Below are 16,486 nucleotides of genomic sequence, written 5' to 3'. Positions count from 1 at the left end.
CTTACGATTCGGTGCGGCCACTGATGCGCCGGCCCCAGGCCTTCGCGACAGTACTTAGCTGTTGTTCATCCAGGCGTGTCAGGCGACGGTCGTCGAGCAACTGCTTGCCGGCAACCCAAAGGTGTTTCACGCAGTCCCGGCCGGTGGCGTATATAAGCTGCGAAACCGGGTCGTAGACCGGCTGCTGGGCCAGCCCCGAGAGATCGAAAGCCACCATGTCCGCGGCCTTGCCGATTTCCAGCGAGCCGACTTCGGCCTCGATACCCAGTGCCCGGGCACCGTTGAGGGTGGCCATGCGCAAGGCTCGATGGGCATCCAGCGCGGTGGCCGAGCCGGCGACAGCCTTGGCCAGCAGGGCCGCGGTGCGGGTTTCGCCGAGCAGGTCCAGGTCGTTGTTGCTGGCCGCGCCATCGGTGCCGACCGCGACATTGACCCCGGCCTGCCACAAGCGCTCTACCGGGCAGAACCCGCTGGCCAGCTTCAGGTTCGATTCCGGGCAATGAATCACATTGCTGTTGCTTTCTACCAGCAGCGTCATGTCTTCTTCGCTGATCTGGGTCATGTGAACCGCCTGGAAGCGTGGCCCCAGCAAGCCCAGGCGCGCCAGTCGGGCCAGCGGTCGTTCACCGCGCTGCTCGACCGATTGCTGCACTTCAAATGCCGTTTCATGCACGTGCATGTGGATCGAGGCGTCCAGTTCTTCGGCGATCACCCGGATTTTTTCCAGGTTTTCATCGCCCACGGTGTAGGGTGCATGGGGGCCGAAGGTGATTTTGATGCGCTCGTGGTGCTTGAGATCGCCAAACAACTCGACGCCCTGACGAATGGCTTCGTCCGCTGTAGCGGCGCCCGGAATGGGGAAGTCGAGGATCGGAATCGCGATCTGCGCGCGAATGCCGCTGTTGTGCACGCGCTCGCTGGCAACCTTCGGGAAGAAGTACATGTCAGAGAAACAGGTGATGCCACCTTTGATTTGCTCGGCGATGGCCAGATCCGTGCCGTCGCGCACGAAGTCCTCGTCGACCCACTTGGCTTCGGCGGGCCAGATGTGGTTTTCCAGCCAGGTCATCAATGGCAGGTCATCGGCCAGGCCACGGAACAGCGTCATCGCCGCGTGCCCGTGGGCATTGATCAGGCCGGGGCTGAGCAACATGTCGGGCAACTCGCGGGTTTCGGTTGCGTTAAGCTTCAGTGCGGCGGAACGTGGGCCGATAAACACGATGCGCCCATCCCGGATGCCCACGCCATGTTCCTTGAGGACAACACCAGCGGGTTCGACGGGTACCAGCCAGGTCGGCAGCAATAACAGGTCGAGCGCAGCGGCAGTGTTCGGCATCGAGGGTCGGTTCCAGTGCTTTTGTAAAGGATGGCGAAGTATACCCGAGCGTCTTCGCGGGGGGATCGCTATAATCGGCGGCTTTTGTTCATGAGTGCGGGGTGAGGGATGCGCGATCGACTGTTGGCTGCGGAAAAGGTAAAGGCCATCGATTGGCGTGATGGCGCTCTCCATCTGCTGGATCAGCGCATTTTGCCGTTCGAGGAAACCTGGATCGCCTACACCAGTGCAGCCGGTGTGGCCGAGGCCATTCGCTCTATGGTGGTGCGCGGTGCGCCGGCGATTGGTATCAGTGCCGCTTATGGCATCGTGCTCGCGGCCCGTGCCCGGATTGCCGAAGGTGGCGACTGGTACGCGGCGCTGGAAGAGGATTTCGCGCTGCTGGCCGATTCCCGTCCCACTGCGGTCAACCTGTTCTGGGCGCTGGGCCGCATGCACGACCGGCTTGATCGCCTGAAAGACAATGCCGATCCGCTGGAGGTGCTGGAGGCGGAGGCCATCGCCATTCACGAAAGTGATCGCGAAGCCAACCTGACCATGGCGCAACTGGGTGTGGACCTGATCCGCAAGCATCAGGGCAATGCCCAGGCGATCCTGACCCACTGCAACACCGGCGCACTGGCCACGGGCGGCTTTGGCACGGCGCTGGGGGTGATTCGTGGGGCTTTCATCGAGGGCATGGTCGAGCGGGTGTATGTCGACGAAACCCGCCCATGGCTGCAGGGCTCGCGGCTGACCGCGTGGGAACTGGCCAATGAAGGCATTCCCGTGACCCTCAATGTCGATTCCGCCGCCGCGCATATCATGAAGACCAAAGGCCCTACCTGGGTCATCGTCGGTGCTGACCGGATCACCGCCAATGGCGACGTGGCCAACAAGATCGGCACCTATCAACTGGCCGTCAACGCCATGCACCACGGCGTGCGCTTCATGGTGGTGGCGCCGAGTTCGACCATCGACATGCACCTGGCCAGCGGCGATGACATTCCGATTGAGGAACGTGATGGCCGCGAGTTGCTGGAGGTCGGTGGCAAGCGGGTGGGCGCGGATGTCGAAGCGTTCAATCCGGTGTTCGATGTGACTCCGGCGGACCTGATCGATGCGATCGTCACCGAAAAAGGCATCGTCGAGCGCCCGGATACGGCGAAAATGGCGCAGTTGATGTGCCGTAAGCGCCTGCATTAATAGCTTCTGGCGTCTGAAAGATAGCCATCGCGAGCAAGCTCGCTCCCACAGTGTTTTCGGTGTACACAAAACCTGTGGGAGCGAGCTTGCTCGCGATGGGGTTGTCAAACCCAATGAACCAACCCGAATCAGCCACAAATTCTCCATTCAACACGGCTCTAAGCCCCTCTCGTCCCCTTCAAGCCTGTCACCGGTCAACTAACTACTCTCCATGCGCATCTGGGGGATAGGTGCGTGGCGGCTCTTGTGATAACATCCGGCGGTTTCCAGGGTTGCCCGAAGTGGCGACCCGTACTGCGCAGATCCATGGCATAACTCGTTGATTTGTCGTAAGTCGGTGCATGGCACTCAGCCGGTATCGGCGAGCTTCGTTGGTCCCATATGGATGTGACGAAGTTTCACCAGAAAAAGGAATCAGGCTTCTCATGGGCGAACTGGCCAAAGAAATCCTCCCGGTCAATATCGAAGACGAGCTGAAGCAGTCCTACCTCGACTACGCGATGAGCGTAATTGTCGGGCGGGCACTGCCGGATGCGCGCGATGGCTTGAAGCCCGTGCACCGGCGCGTGCTGTTCGCGATGAGCGAGCTGGGCAACGACTTCAACAAGCCGTACAAGAAATCTGCCCGTGTTGTCGGTGACGTGATCGGTAAGTATCACCCGCACGGTGATACCGCGGTGTACGACACCATCGTTCGGATGGCGCAGCCATTCTCCCTGCGCTACCTGCTGGTAGACGGCCAGGGCAACTTCGGCTCGGTGGACGGCGACAACGCCGCGGCCATGCGATACACCGAAGTGCGCATGACCAAGCTGGCGCACGAACTGCTGGCTGACCTGCATAAAGAAACCGTGGACTGGGTGCCGAACTACGACGGCACCGAAATGATCCCGGCGGTCATGCCGACCCGTATTCCCAACCTGCTGGTCAACGGCTCCAGCGGTATCGCCGTGGGCATGGCGACCAACATTCCGCCGCACAACCTCGGTGAAGTCATCGACGGTTGCCTGGCGCTCATCGACAATCCAGAGCTGACTGTCGACGAGCTGATGCAATACATCCCCGGTCCGGACTTCCCGACCGCCGCGATCATCAACGGTCGTGCCGGCATCATCGAAGCCTACCGCACCGGTCGCGGGCGCATTTACATGCGCGCCCGCTCGATGATCGAAGACATCGACAAGGTCGGTGGCCGCCAGCAGATCGTCATCACCGAACTCCCTTACCAGCTGAACAAGGCGCGTCTGATCGAGAAGATCGCCGAGCTGGTAAAAGAGAAGAAGCTTGAAGGCATCACCGAACTGCGCGACGAGTCCGACAAGGACGGTATGCGCGTCGTGATCGAGTTGCGTCGCGGCGAAGTGCCTGAGGTCATCCTCAACAACCTCTACGCCCAGACCCAGCTGCAAGCGGTGTTCGGTATCAACATCGTCGCGCTGATCGACGGCCGTCCGCGGATCCTGAACCTCAAGGATCTGCTGGAAGCCTTCGTCCGCCACCGTCGCGAAGTGGTGACCCGTCGTACCGTGTTCGAACTGCGCAAGGCGCGCGAGCGTGGTCACATCCTTGAAGGTCAAGCGGTTGCCCTGTCGAACATCGACCCGGTCATCGCCCTGATCAAGGCATCGCCAACGCCGTCGGAAGCCAAGGAAGCGCTGGTCAGCACCCCTTGGGAGTCTTCGGCCGTGGTGGCAATGGTTGAACGTGCCGGCGCCGATTCGTGCCGTCCGGAAAACCTCGATCCGCAATACGGTCTGCGCGACGGCAAGTACTTCCTGTCGCCAGAGCAGGCGCAAGCCATTCTGGAACTGCGTCTGCACCGCCTGACCGGTCTGGAACACGAAAAACTGCTGGCCGAGTATCAAGAGATCCTCAACCAGATCGGCGAGCTGATCCGCATCCTCAACAGCGCCACGCGCCTGATGGAAGTGATCCGCGAAGAGCTGGAAGTGATCCGCGCCGAATACGGCGACGTGCGTCGCACCGAGATCCTCGATGCCCGTCTCGACCTGACCCTGGGTGACATGATCCCGGAAGAAGAGCGCGTCGTGACCATTTCCCACGGTGGCTACGCCAAGACCCAGCCGCTGGCTGCGTACCAGGCCCAGCGTCGTGGCGGTAAAGGCAAGTCGGCGACCGGCGTCAAGGATGAGGACTACATCGCTCACCTGCTGGTTGCCAACAGCCACACCACGCTGCTGCTGTTCTCCAGCAAGGGCAAGGTGTACTGGCTGAAAACCTACGAAATCCCTGAAGCGTCCCGCGCTGCCCGTGGTCGTCCGCTGGTCAACCTGCTGCCGCTGGATGACGGTGAGTACATCACCACCATGCTGCCGGTCGAGGAATACACTGAAGGTCACTACATCTTCATGGCCACCGCCAACGGCACCGTGAAGAAGACCCCGCTGGAATCCTTCAGCCGTCAACGCAGCGTCGGCCTGATCGCACTGGAACTGGACGAAGGCGACGTGCTGATTTCCGCGGCCATCACCGATGGCGAGCGTGAAGTCATGCTGTTCTCGGACGGTGGCAAGGTCACCCGCTTCAAGGAATCCGACGTTCGCGCCATGGGCCGTACCGCCCGCGGTGTGCGCGGCATGCGTCTACCGGAAGGTCAGAAGCTGATTTCCATGCTGATTCCGGAAGAAGGCAGCCAGATCCTCACCGCTTCGGCGCGTGGCTACGGCAAGCGCACGGCGATCACCGAGTTCCCTGAATACAAGCGTGGCGGTCAGGGCGTTATCGCCATGGTCAGCAACGAACGTAACGGCCGTCTGGTCGGTGCGGTCCAGGTACTCGACGGCGAGGAAATCATGCTGATTTCCGACCAAGGCACCCTGGTGCGTACCCGTGTCGACGAAGTGTCCAGCCTGGGTCGTAACACCCAGGGCGTGACCCTGATCAAGCTGGCCAACGACGAAACACTGGTCGGGCTGGAGCGGGTTCAAGAGCCGTCGGAAGTCGAGGGTGAAGAGCTGGAAGGTGAAGAGGGTGAACGGTTTGTCGGTGAAGTCGTGATCGACGACGTTGCCGAAGACCAGCAACTCGACGCCGCCGCTGACGAAGAACCACAGGAATAAGTGGGCAAGCAGGGGGCGGATGAAAATTCGCCCCCTTGTTGTTTGTCCCTTTTGAAATAATGAAATCCCCTGTAGGAGCGAGCTTGCTCGCGATGGTCGTCAACGATAACGCAGGGCGTCTGGTGCACCCTTGCGCTCTCAGGTTTTTCGCGAGCAAGCTCGCTCCTACAGTGATACCACCAAATCAGAGCGAGATTGGATGTGAGCAAGAGAGCCTATAACTTCTGTGCCGGTCCTGCGGCGCTTCCCGAAGCTGTCCTGCAGCGCGCCCAGGGTGAACTCCTCGACTGGCACGGCAAGGGTCTGTCGGTCATGGAAATGAGCCATCGCAGTGATGAGTTCGTGTCCATCGCCACCAAGGCCGAGCAGGATCTGCGTGATCTGCTGAATATCCCCTCGAACTATAAAGTGCTGTTTCTGCAAGGCGGCGCCAGCCAGCAATTTGCTCAGATTCCTCTGAACCTGTTGCCGGAAAACGGCTCGGCCGACTATATCGACACCGGTATCTGGTCGCAGAAGGCCATCGAAGAAGCTTCGCGCTTCGGCCGCGTCAACGTTGCCGCCACCGCCAAGCCTTACGATTATTTCGCCATTCCCGGCCAGAACGAGTGGAAGCTGTCGAAAGACGCGGCCTACGTTCACTACGCGCCGAACGAAACCATCGGCGGCCTGGAGTTTCAGTGGATCCCGGAAACCGGCGATGTTCCGCTGGTGGCCGACATGTCCTCGGACATCCTGTCGCGCCCGGTGGATGTGTCGCGCTTCGGCATGATCTACGCCGGTGCCCAGAAAAACATCGGCCCGAGCGGTATCGTCGTCAACATCGTACGCGAAGACCTGCTGGGCAAGGCCCGTTCCCTGTGCCCGACCATGCTCGACTACAAGGTCGCGGCCGATAACGGCTCGATGTACAACACCCCGCCGACGCTGGCCTGGTACCTGTCCGGCCTGGTGTTCGAGTGGCTCAAGGAACAGGGCGGCGTCGAGGCCATCGGCAAGCTCAACGAAGTCAAGCAGCGCACGCTGTACAGCTTCATCGATGCCAGCGGCCTGTATAGCAACCCGATCAACAAGTCGGACCGCTCGTGGATGAACGTGCCGTTCCGCCTGGCTGATGATCGCCTGGACAAGCCGTTCCTGGCCGGTGCCGACGAGCGTGGCCTGTTGAACCTCAAGGGCCACCGTTCCGTGGGTGGCATGCGCGCCTCCATCTATAACGCCGTCGACATCAACGCCGTCAATGCGCTGATTTCGTACATGGCAGAGTTCGAGAAGGAACACGGCTAATGTCTGAGCAAGAACTCAAGGCACTGCGCCTGCGCATTGACGCCCTGGACGAAAAGGTCCTGGAGCTGATAAGTGAGCGCGCGCGCTGCGCCCAGGAAGTCGCGCGAGTAAAGATGGCCTCGCTGGCCGAAGGCGAAGTGCCGGTGTTCTATCGTCCTGAGCGCGAAGCTCAGGTGCTCAAGCGTGTCATGGAGCGCAACCAGGGGCCGCTGGGCAACGAAGAGATGGCGCGGTTGTTCCGTGAAATCATGTCTTCGTGCCTGGCGCTCGAACAGCCGCTGAAAGTGGCTTATCTCGGCCCTGAAGGCACCTTCACTCAGGCGGCGGCCATGAAGCACTTCGGCCACGCCGTGATCAGCAAGCCGATGGCGGCGATCGACGAAGTGTTCCGTGAAGTGGCGGCGGGGGCGGTGAATTTTGGTGTGGTGCCGGTGGAGAACTCCACCGAAGGCGCGGTCAACCACACCCTCGACAGCTTCCTCGAACATGACATGGTGATCTGCGGTGAAGTCGAGCTGCGTATCCACCATCACCTGTTGGTCGGTGAAAACACCAAGACCGACAGCATCAGCCGCATCTACTCCCACGCCCAGTCACTGGCCCAGTGCCGCAAGTGGCTGGACGCCCATTACCCGAATGTCGAGCGCGTGGCGGTGTCCAGCAACGCCGAAGCGGCCAAGCGGGTCAAGGGTGAGTGGAACTCGGCGGCGATTGCCGGCGATATGGCGGCCGGCCTGTACGGCTTGACCCGACTGGCCGAAAAAATCGAGGACCGTCCGGATAACTCCACGCGCTTCCTCATGATCGGCAACCAGGAAGTGCCACCGACCGGCGACGACAAGACATCGATCATCGTTTCGATGAGCAACAAGCCGGGTGCGCTTCACGAGTTGCTGGTGCCGTTCCACGACAATGGCATCGACCTGACGCGAATCGAGACCCGTCCGTCGCGCAGCGGTAAATGGACCTATGTGTTCTTCATCGACTTCGTCGGCCACCACCGCGACCCCTTGGTCAAAGGTGTGTTGGAAAAGATCAGTCAGGAAGCAGTGGCACTCAAGGTGCTGGGTTCCTACCCGAAAGCAGTTCTCTAAGGGGCGGTAGCAAATGAGTGGCAATTTCCTCGCTCTGGCACAGCCGGGCGTGCAACAACTTTCGCCTTACGTTCCGGGCAAACCCGTGGACGAACTGGCGCGTGAGCTGGACCTCGATCCAGCCAGTATCATCAAGCTGGCGAGCAACGAAAACCCGCTGGGCGCTGGCCCCAAGGCGCTGGCGGCGATCCGCGATGCGCTGGCAGAGCTGACCCGTTATCCGGACGGCAACGGTTTTGCCCTCAAGAGTCTGCTGGCCGAGCAGTGCCGCGTCGAACTCGATCAGGTCACGTTGGGCAACGGTTCCAACGACATCCTGGAACTGGTTGCGCGTGCTTATCTGGCACCGGGCCTGAACGCCGTGTTCAGCGAGCATGCATTCGCTGTCTACCCGATTGCCACCCAGGCGGTCGGCGCACAGGCCAAAGTGGTTCCGGCCAAGGATTGGGGGCATGACCTGCCTGCCATGCTGGCGGCGATCGATGCCAACACCCGCGTGGTGTTCATCGCCAACCCGAACAACCCGACCGGGACCTGGTTCGACGCCGAGGCGCTGGACGAATTCCTGCAGGATGTGCCGGAGCATGTGCTGGTCGTACTGGACGAGGCTTACATCGAATACGCCGAAGGCAGCGATCTGCCGGATGGCCTGGACTTCCTGGCGGCTTATCCGAACCTGCTGGTTTCCCGCACCTTCTCCAAGGCCTATGGCCTGGCGGCGCTGCGCGTGGGTTATGGCTTGTCCACGGCGGTGGTCGCAGACGTGCTGAACCGTGTACGCCAGCCGTTCAACGTCAACAGCCTGGCCCTGGCCGCGGCCTGTGCAGCGTTGAAGGACGAAGAGTATCTGGCGCAAAGCCGTCAGTTGAACGAGTCCGGCATGCAGCAGCTGGAGGCCGGTTTCCGTGAGCTGGGGCTGAGCTGGATACCATCCAAAGGCAATTTCATTTGCGTCGATCTCGGTCAGGTTGCGGCCCCGGTGTTCCAGGGCTTGCTTCGTGAAGGCGTGATCGTGCGTCCGGTGGCCAACTACGGCATGCCAAACCACCTGCGCATCACCATTGGCCTGCCGGCAGAGAACAGCCGCTTCCTTGAGGCGCTGACCAAGGTTCTGGCTCGTGGTTGATGTCACTGCGCTGCAATCTGCTGAGCCTATGATCGGTCGCCTGGTGGTGGTCGGTCTCGGGTTGATCGGCGGTTCGTTTGCCAAGGGCTTGCGTGAAAGCGGTCTGTGCCGCGAAGTGGTCGGAGTCGATCTCGATCCGCAATCGCGCAAGCTCGCGGTCGAGTTGGGTGTGGTGGATCGCTGCGAGGAAGACCTGGGCGTTGCTTGTCAGGGCGCCGACGTCATCCAGCTGGCGGTGCCGATCCTGGCCATGGAGAAAGTGCTTGCGCGTCTGGCGGGCATGGATCTGGGGCAGGCGATCCTGACCGATGTCGGCAGTGCCAAGGGCAATGTGGTGCGCGCGGCCACCGAAGCATTTGGCAAGATGCCGTCATGCTTTGTGCCGGGGCACCCGATTGCCGGTTCAGAGCAGAGTGGGGTGGAAGCCTCCAACGCTGAACTATTCCGTCGCCACAAGGTGATCCTGACGCCGCTGGAGCAAACCGATCCGGCAGCCCTGGCGGTAGTCGACCGTTTGTGGCGCGAGTTGGGCGCCGATGTCGAGCACATGCAGGTCGAGCGTCACGACGAAGTACTGGCCGCGACCAGCCATCTGCCGCACTTGTTGGCGTTCGGCCTGGTCGATTCGTTGGCCAAGCGCAATGAAAATCTTGAGATCTTCCGTTACGCTGCGGGCGGTTTCCGCGATTTCACAAGAATCGCCGGAAGCGACCCGGTCATGTGGCACGACATCTTCCTCGCCAACCGCGAAGCTGTCCTGCGCACACTCGATACATTTCGCAGCGATCTCGACGCCTTGCGCGACGCGGTCGATGCAGGGGATGGGCACCAATTGTTGGGCGTTTTCACTCGCGCCCGGGTTGCCCGCGAGCATTTCAGTAAAATCCTGGCCCGCAGGGCCTATGTGGACGCTATGAATTCCAACGATCTGATTTTCCTGGCTCAACCTGGTGGCCGCCTGTCCGGTCGGATTCGCGTACCGGGTGACAAATCGATTTCCCACCGTTCGATCATGCTTGGCTCCCTGGCCGAAGGCGTCACCGAAGTCGAAGGTTTCCTCGAGGGCGAAGATGCCCTGGCGACCTTGCAGGCGTTCCGTGACATGGGCGTGGTCATCGAAGGTCCGCACCACGGTCGCGTGACCATTCACGGCGTTGGCCTGCATGGCCTGAAGCCGGCACCGGGCCCGATCTATCTGGGCAACTCCGGTACTTCGATGCGTCTGCTGTCCGGCCTGTTGGCCGCGCAGAACTTCGACAGCACCCTGACCGGCGACGCTTCGCTGTCCAAGCGCCCGATGAATCGCGTCGCCAATCCGCTGCGTGAAATGGGCGCGGTGATCGAAACCGCCGCCGAAGGTCGTCCGCCGATGACCATTCGTGGTGGCAACAAGCTCAAGGGCCTGACCTATACCATGCCGATGGCCAGTGCCCAGGTTAAGTCCTGCCTGCTGCTGGCCGGTCTGTATGCCGAAGGCAAGACCACGGTGACCGAGCCTGCTCCGACCCGCGACCATACCGAGCGCATGCTGCGTGGCTTCGGCTACCCGGTAACGGTCAACGGTGCGACCGCATCGGTCGAGTCCGGCAGCAAGCTGACCGCGACCCATATCGAAGTCCCGGGTGATATTTCGTCCTCGGCGTTCTTCCTGGTAGCAGCATCGATCGCTGAGGGTTCGGAACTGGTGCTGGAACACGTCGGCATCAACCCGACTCGTACCGGCGTGATTGACATCCTGCGCCTGATGGGCGCCGACATCACCCTGGAAAACCAGCGTGAAGTGGGTGGCGAGCCGGTGGCGGACTTGCGCGTACGTGCAGCTAAACTCAAAGGTATCGAGATTCCCGAGGCGCTGGTTCCGCTGGCGATCGACGAGTTCCCGGTGCTGTTCGTCGCCGCCGCCTGTGCCGAAGGGCGCACCGTGTTGCGTGGTGCCGAAGAGCTGCGGGTCAAGGAGTCGGATCGCATCCAGGTCATGGCGGATGGTTTGCTGGCGCTGGGCGTCAAGTGCGAACCAACCCCGGATGGCATCATCATCGACGGCGGCCAGATCGGCGGCGGTGAAGTGCACGGTCATGGTGATCACCGTATTGCCATGGCGTTCAGCGTTGCTTCGCTGCGCGCCAGTGCGCCAATCCGCATTCATGATTGCGCCAACGTCGCGACGTCGTTCCCGAATTTCCTGGCGCTGTGCGCACAGGTCGGTATTCGCGTGGCGCAAGAGGCACAGTCGTGAACAACATTGCACCGGTCATCACCATCGATGGGCCAAGCGGTTCGGGCAAGGGTACGGTAGCCGGGATTCTGGCCAAGCGCCTGGGCTGGAACCTGCTGGATTCCGGTGCGTTGTACCGATTGCTGGCCTTCGCCGCGCATAACCATGGTGTCGACCTGACCAATGAAGAGCTGCTGAAGAAACTCGCCGCTCATCTGGATGTGCAGTTCATCGCGGCGACGGACGGTCAGTTGCAACGCATCATTCTGGAAGGTGATGAAGTCAGCGATGTCATTCGCACCGAAAGCGTCGGTTCCGGTGCTTCCCAGGTAGCTGCGTTGCCGGCTGTGCGCGAGGCGCTGCTGCAGCGCCAGCGGGCTTTTCAGGAAGCGCCGGGCCTTGTGGCGGATGGTCGCGACATGGGCACAGTGGTTTTTCCGGACGCACCGCTGAAAATTTTTCTGACCGCCAGCGCCGAGGAACGGGCGCGCCGTCGATATTTGCAGTTGAAGGGCAAGGTCGAGGGTGTTAGTCTGTCGAGTCTGCTAGATGAGATACGTGCGCGCGATGAGCGTGACACCCAGCGAGCGGTAGCCCCGCTTAAACCGGCGGCTGACGCCATACAGCTGGATTCCACGGAATTATCCATCGACCAGGTGCTGGAACGCATCATGAGCGAGATCGCCATTCGCGATATCGCCGGGTGACCAAGAAGGCCGCAGGGGACCAGTCATAGTCCTGCGGTGGCTTCTTTTAAATGAAACTAACCCACACCGTCTGGGGTGTGGAGATGGGCGTATTCTTCGCCCTCATCAACAGGAATTAAAATGAGCGAAAGCTTTGCGGAACTCTTTGAAGAAAGCCTAAAAACCCTGAACCTTCAGGCAGGCTCCATCATCACCGGTGTTATCGTTGATATCGATTACCAAGCTCGCTGGGTAACCGTTCACGCTGGCCTGAAGTCTGAAGCACTCATCCCGCTTGAGCAGTTCTACAACGACGCTGGCGAACTGAACATCAACGTCGGTGACGAAGTTCACGTTGCTCTGGACTCGGTTGAAGACGGCTTTGGTGAAACCAAGCTGTCCCGTGAAAAAGCCAAGCGCGCTGAATGCTGGATTGTTCTGGAAGCAGCCTTCGCAGCCGAAGAAGTGGTCAAGGGCGTTATCAACGGTAAGGTTAAAGGCGGCTTCACTGTCGACGTTAACGGCATCCGTGCGTTCCTGCCAGGTTCTCTGGTTGACGTCCGTCCAGTGCGCGACACCACGCACCTGGAAGGCAAAGAGCTGGAATTCAAGGTCATCAAGCTGGACCAGAAGCGCAACAACGTTGTCGTTTCCCGTCGCAGCGTCCTGGAAGCCGAGAACTCCGCCGAGCGCGAAGCTCTGCTGGAATCCCTGCAGGAAGGCCAACAAGTCAAAGGTATCGTCAAGAACCTCACCGATTACGGCGCATTCGTCGATCTGGGTGGCGTCGATGGCCTGCTGCACATTACCGACATGGCTTGGAAGCGTATCAAGCATCCTTCCGAAATCGTCAACGTTGGCGACGAGATCGATGTCAAGGTTCTGAAATACGATCGCGAGCGCAATCGTGTTTCCCTGGGCCTGAAGCAACTGGGCGAAGATCCATGGGTTGCTATCAAAGCCCGTTACCCAGAAAGCACTCGCGTTACCGCGCGTGTAACCAACCTGACCGACTACGGCTGCTTCGCTGAGCTGGAAGAAGGCGTTGAAGGTCTGGTACACGTTTCCGAAATGGACTGGACCAACAAGAACATCCACCCTTCGAAAGTCGTACAAGTCGGCGACGAAGTGGAAGTCATGGTTCTGGACATCGACGAAGAGCGTCGTCGTATCTCCCTGGGCATCAAGCAGTGCAAATCTAACCCATGGGAAGATTTCTCTGGCCAGTTCAACAAGGGCGATAAAATCTCCGGCACCATCAAGTCGATCACCGATTTCGGTATCTTCATTGGTCTGGATGGCGGCATCGACGGTCTGGTTCACCTGTCCGACATCTCCTGGAACGAAGTGGGCGAAGAAGCCGTTCGCCGCTTCAAGAAGGGCGACGAGCTGGACACCGTTATCCTGTCGGTTGACCCAGAGCGCGAGCGCATTTCCCTGGGTATCAAGCAGCTGGAAAGCGATCCGTTCTCCGAGTACGTTCAAGAGAACGACAAAGGCGCCATCGTTAAAGGCATCGTGAAGGAAGTTGACGCTAAAGGCGCCATCATCACTCTGGCCGACGATATCGAAGCGACTCTGAAAGCCTCCGAAATCAGCCGTGACCGCGTTGAAGACGCGCGCAACGTTCTGAAAGAAGGCGAAGAAGTAGAAGCCAAGATCATCAGCGTTGACCGCAAGAGCCGTGTAATTCAGCTCTCGATCAAGTCGAAAGACGTTGAAGACGAGAAAGAAGCAATCCAGAGCCTGCGCGACAAGCCAGTAGCTACTGATGCTCCTGTGGCCACCACTCTGGGTGACCTGCTGCGTGCACAAATGGAAAAACAGAACTAAGTTCTGACTTTCTGTAAAAAAGGGCGACTTCGGTCGCCCTTTTTTGTGCCTGGCGTTTGGTGAATTGCGTTCGGATGCAGTTGCCTGGGGCGTGAACCAAAAACGCCGAAAGAAGGTCTGAATGTTTAGTCGGATCAAGCGCTTATTTGCAGCTAGTCTTTAGCCTGAGACTAATGATCGCCTGGCAGGCTTTCTGGCAAAAGGACGTGAATGAACAAGCTCATTGTCGCAGTGGCAGTGCTGGCATTGGCGGGTTGTACCACCAGCGCCAAGACTCACGTAGTGCGTGGGGTTAGCGGTATTGAGGTCGATTGTTCGGGGCTCGGTTCGAAATGGGACAAGTGTTACAAGCGTGCGGCCAAGGAATGCAAGGGAGCGGGCTATCAGGTCGTGGCAAGGTCTGATGATCTCAAGGAAGACGAGGAGGAGGGTGGGCTTTTTGGGTTCAACCCGGCAGGTTTCCTGACGCGCACTATGCTGGTGATTTGCCGATGACAGGGTGATCGCCCAGAGTCTTCCCGTTCCGGGGATCAAGCATTTTGGGGGGCTGGGATAGATGGTAAAACTCAGGCTGTTCAAAATCGTGCAGGCGTGCTAAAACCTTTGAAGCGCTGATCTAGCTGCTTGAAAAAGAAGGGAAAAATATGACGAAGTCGGAGTTGATCGAACGAATTGTCACCCATCAAGGGCTGCTCTCATCGAAGGATGTGGAGTTGGCCATCAAGACCATGCTTGAGCAAATGTCCCAATGTCTGGCTACCGGAGATCGCATCGAGATCCGGGGGTTTGGCAGTTTCTCTCTGCACTACCGCGCACCGCGGGTCGGTCGTAATCCAAAGACCGGTCAGTCCGTTAGCCTGGATGGCAAATTCGTTCCACACTTCAAGCCAGGCAAGGAACTCAGGGATCGGGTGAATGAGGACGAGGAGGAGCAGCAGTGAGTGGAAAGGCTCGTAGCGCCGCCCCAATTCGTTATGTCGGGTTCATCCTGATGATCTTAATAGTTGTATTGATAGTGGCGTTTGTGCTGGAAAACCAAGAATTAGTTGGTGTGCAATTTCTAGGTTGGTTGATGCCTAAACTTCCAGTGTCACTGTATATGTTGCTGTCGTTGTTAATCGGTTTGGCGGTGGGGCCTCTGTTCAGTTGGTGTGCTAGCCTCAGAAAGTATCGGGGTTAGAAGTCTGTTAACTTTAGGTCAAGATAGGAAAGGCCGTTGCATTTTAGTCAGTTCGCAAGAAGTGGCGGGCTGTTTTGTTTCGTAGATAAGTCTTTTCTAGCGTTTAAGGGTACTGATCATTATGCTCCAACTCTCGACCGCCTCAACAAGCTGTGATGAGATAGATATTTTTGTCTTGATCAAAGCGCTTTGGGTGCAGAAGTGGGTAGTTATCAGTGTAATCATTCTGGTGACTATAGCCTCGGCGGTATATGCCTTTACAGCTAAGCCATTGTATGAGGCCAGAATTTACGTATTGCCTCCCACTCAAAACGATATTGCGGATTTTAACTATGGTCGAACATTGAATTCCGACCTGCCGCCTTTCACTGTTAAAGATGTTTATGACGTATTTGTTCGTAATCTCTTTAGTGAATCCTTGCGGCGTTCTTTTTTCGATGAGGTTTATTTACCGTCGTTGACTGAAAATGCACGCAAGGGTTCGCGCGACCGTCTGTATCAAAATTTCTCAAAGCAGTTGGTTATATCTGTGGGTGGTAAGGAAGGCCCAGACCGTTATTCTGTTACTGTGCAGGGCTACAACCCTTCGGAAGCTGGTGAATGGGTGCGCACTTATGTTCAAAATGCCGGTGTTGCAGCAAAAAACGAAATGATCAAAAACGTGGTTAGAGAGGCTCAGGTTAGAGCGCGCAACTTGGAACAACAGATTAATGGTCTCCGTGAAAGTGCTCGCCGAGAGCGAGAGGACAAAATAAAGGTCCTAAGTGAGGCTCTGGTGATTGCTAGGGCCGTTGGTTTGAACAAACCGGTCATTATCAGTGGGAGAACGTCTGCGGAGTTGTCTCTAGGTGTGGATAGTCAGGCTTTGTATATGCGTGGAAGTGATGCGCTCCAAGCCGAAATTGATGGCTTGGAAAGGCGTGAGTCTGATGATCCGTTCATTCAGAGTCTGCGAGTTTTGCAAGTTAAGTACTTATTTCTTAAAAATCTGACAATCGATTCCTCCAGTGTTTCGGTATATCGACAGGACGGAGCAGTTGACGATCCCGATAGTCCGATCAAGCCGAATAAATTATCAATTCTGATACAGGGGGCGTGCTTTGGGCTCTTCCTGGGGCTGGCGTTGGCTCTGTTCAGGTATTTCAAACCTTTGTTGCGCGCAAAAATTTTGGTTCCCTCCTCGCATACCTGAGGTGGGTAAATTGCCTATTGGCTGCAAGGGCGTCCGGGGCTTTCTTTTGGATGCTTGTGTTGCGTTCGGAAACGCAGCGCTCGCCACTCTGAGCAGTCGTTTTCAAATACGTGCCCTTCCTTACCCCCCCCCTTTTTTTTGCTTGGTCGCGGAGGGGGGAGGGGGATGGCGCGCCAAGCGTTCGCGGTTCGATGGCAATATCAAGCCATAAAGCGCATGCCGATACGTAGAAATGCGGCTACCTATCAAAATCTGGTAACGCAATTGTGTCA

13 protein-coding genes are annotated in these 16,486 nt (G+C 58.5%); 12 read left to right on the top strand and 1 reads right to left on the bottom strand.

Annotation, left to right across the window (positions count from 1 at the left end):
- Position 1 precedes the first annotated feature (1 nt).
- Positions 2 to 1,336, bottom strand: coding sequence for a TRZ/ATZ family hydrolase (locus tag AC1Q6Y_RS15365; RefSeq protein WP_090457151.1), 1,335 nt, complete (start codon positions 1,334 to 1,336; stop codon positions 2 to 4).
- A gap of 108 nt (positions 1,337 to 1,444) precedes the next feature.
- Here AC1Q6Y_RS15365 and mtnA point away from each other — a divergent pair, with 108 nt between their 5' ends.
- The 12 genes from mtnA to AC1Q6Y_RS15305 all read left to right on the top strand — a co-directional run bounded on the left by mtnA (position 1,445) and on the right by AC1Q6Y_RS15305 (position 16,214).
- Complete coding sequence (gene mtnA, locus AC1Q6Y_RS15360; RefSeq protein ID WP_057713768.1) at positions 1,445 to 2,521, top strand: S-methyl-5-thioribose-1-phosphate isomerase; 1,077 nt, start codon at positions 1,445 to 1,447, stop codon at positions 2,519 to 2,521.
- A 425-nt stretch (positions 2,522 to 2,946) separates the two neighbouring features.
- Entirely contained in the window at positions 2,947 to 5,601 is a 2,655-nt protein-coding gene (gene gyrA / locus AC1Q6Y_RS15355; protein ID WP_492624764.1) for a DNA gyrase subunit A, read from the top strand.
- Positions 5,602 to 5,802: 201 nt separating this feature from the next.
- Entirely contained in the window at positions 5,803 to 6,888 is a 1,086-nt protein-coding gene (gene serC / locus AC1Q6Y_RS15350; protein WP_492624763.1) for a 3-phosphoserine/phosphohydroxythreonine transaminase, read from the top strand.
- Complete coding sequence (gene pheA, locus AC1Q6Y_RS15345; protein ID WP_007939916.1) at positions 6,888 to 7,982, top strand: prephenate dehydratase; 1,095 nt, start codon at positions 6,888 to 6,890, stop codon at positions 7,980 to 7,982. Before serC ends, pheA begins: the two co-directional genes overlap by 1 nt.
- A gap of 13 nt (positions 7,983 to 7,995) precedes the next feature.
- Positions 7,996 to 9,108: a histidinol-phosphate transaminase gene (gene hisC, locus AC1Q6Y_RS15340; RefSeq protein ID WP_057713771.1), complete on the top strand. Its 1,113-nt coding sequence runs from the start codon at positions 7,996 to 7,998 to the stop codon at positions 9,106 to 9,108.
- Positions 9,109 to 9,136: 28 nt separating this feature from the next.
- Positions 9,137 to 11,344, top strand: a complete 2,208-nt coding sequence (locus tag AC1Q6Y_RS15335) for a bifunctional prephenate dehydrogenase/3-phosphoshikimate 1-carboxyvinyltransferase (RefSeq protein WP_235863965.1) — start codon at positions 9,137 to 9,139, stop codon at positions 11,342 to 11,344.
- Positions 11,341 to 12,030, top strand: a complete 690-nt coding sequence (gene cmk, locus AC1Q6Y_RS15330; protein ID WP_007973641.1) for a (d)CMP kinase — start codon at positions 11,341 to 11,343, stop codon at positions 12,028 to 12,030. Before AC1Q6Y_RS15335 ends, cmk begins: the two co-directional genes overlap by 4 nt.
- A 120-nt stretch (positions 12,031 to 12,150) precedes the next feature.
- Complete coding sequence (rpsA, locus tag AC1Q6Y_RS15325; protein ID WP_007973639.1) at positions 12,151 to 13,842, top strand: 30S ribosomal protein S1; 1,692 nt, start codon at positions 12,151 to 12,153, stop codon at positions 13,840 to 13,842.
- A gap of 210 nt (positions 13,843 to 14,052) precedes the next feature.
- On the top strand, positions 14,053 to 14,337 hold the full coding sequence (locus tag AC1Q6Y_RS15320) for a hypothetical protein (RefSeq protein WP_492624762.1): 285 nt from the start codon (positions 14,053 to 14,055) through the stop codon (positions 14,335 to 14,337).
- Between the two features lie 149 nt (positions 14,338 to 14,486).
- Positions 14,487 to 14,783 carry an integration host factor subunit beta gene (gene ihfB, locus AC1Q6Y_RS15315; protein ID WP_046042607.1) on the top strand — a complete coding sequence of 99 codons (297 nt, stop codon included), beginning with the start codon at positions 14,487 to 14,489 and terminating at the stop codon, positions 14,781 to 14,783.
- Positions 14,784 to 14,833: 50 nt separating this feature from the next.
- Entirely contained in the window at positions 14,834 to 15,022 is a 189-nt protein-coding gene (locus AC1Q6Y_RS15310; protein ID WP_057716573.1) for a LapA family protein, read from the top strand.
- A 121-nt stretch (positions 15,023 to 15,143) separates the two neighbouring features.
- A complete protein-coding gene (locus AC1Q6Y_RS15305) occupies positions 15,144 to 16,214 on the top strand; it encodes an LPS O-antigen chain length determinant protein WzzB (protein WP_492624761.1) in 1,071 nt (356 codons plus the stop codon).
- Positions 16,215 to 16,486 lie beyond the last annotated feature (272 nt).

The sequence above is a fragment of the Pseudomonas sp. GW823-FHT06E10 genome (assembly GCF_058794995.1).
The sequence above is the reverse complement of the archived record's forward strand: the minus strand, read 5'-3'. Positions and strand labels throughout refer to the sequence as shown.

What these genes read in the sequence shown, in the direction of transcription:
- AC1Q6Y_RS15310 (WP_057716573.1), top strand. Translation starts at nt 14,834, where the DNA reads ATGATCTTAATAGTTGTATTGATAGTGGCGTTTGTGCTGGAAAACCAA.
- ihfB (WP_046042607.1), top strand. Translation starts at nt 14,487, where the DNA reads ATGACGAAGTCGGAGTTGATCGAACGAATTGTCACCCATCAAGGGCTG.
- gyrA (WP_492624764.1), top strand. Translation starts at nt 2,947, where the DNA reads ATGGGCGAACTGGCCAAAGAAATCCTCCCGGTCAATATCGAAGACGAG.
- mtnA (WP_057713768.1), top strand. Translation starts at nt 1,445, where the DNA reads ATGCGCGATCGACTGTTGGCTGCGGAAAAGGTAAAGGCCATCGATTGG.
- AC1Q6Y_RS15305 (WP_492624761.1), top strand. Translation starts at nt 15,144, where the DNA reads ATGCTCCAACTCTCGACCGCCTCAACAAGCTGTGATGAGATAGATATT.
- hisC (WP_057713771.1), top strand. Translation starts at nt 7,996, where the DNA reads ATGAGTGGCAATTTCCTCGCTCTGGCACAGCCGGGCGTGCAACAACTT.
- pheA (WP_007939916.1), top strand. Translation starts at nt 6,888, where the DNA reads ATGTCTGAGCAAGAACTCAAGGCACTGCGCCTGCGCATTGACGCCCTG.
- AC1Q6Y_RS15320 (WP_492624762.1), top strand. Translation starts at nt 14,053, where the DNA reads ATGAACAAGCTCATTGTCGCAGTGGCAGTGCTGGCATTGGCGGGTTGT.
- AC1Q6Y_RS15335 (WP_235863965.1), top strand. Translation starts at nt 9,137, where the DNA reads ATGATCGGTCGCCTGGTGGTGGTCGGTCTCGGGTTGATCGGCGGTTCG.
- rpsA (WP_007973639.1), top strand. Translation starts at nt 12,151, where the DNA reads ATGAGCGAAAGCTTTGCGGAACTCTTTGAAGAAAGCCTAAAAACCCTG.
- AC1Q6Y_RS15365 (WP_090457151.1), bottom strand. Translation starts at nt 1,336, where the DNA reads ATGCCGAACACTGCCGCTGCGCTCGACCTGTTATTGCTGCCGACCTGG.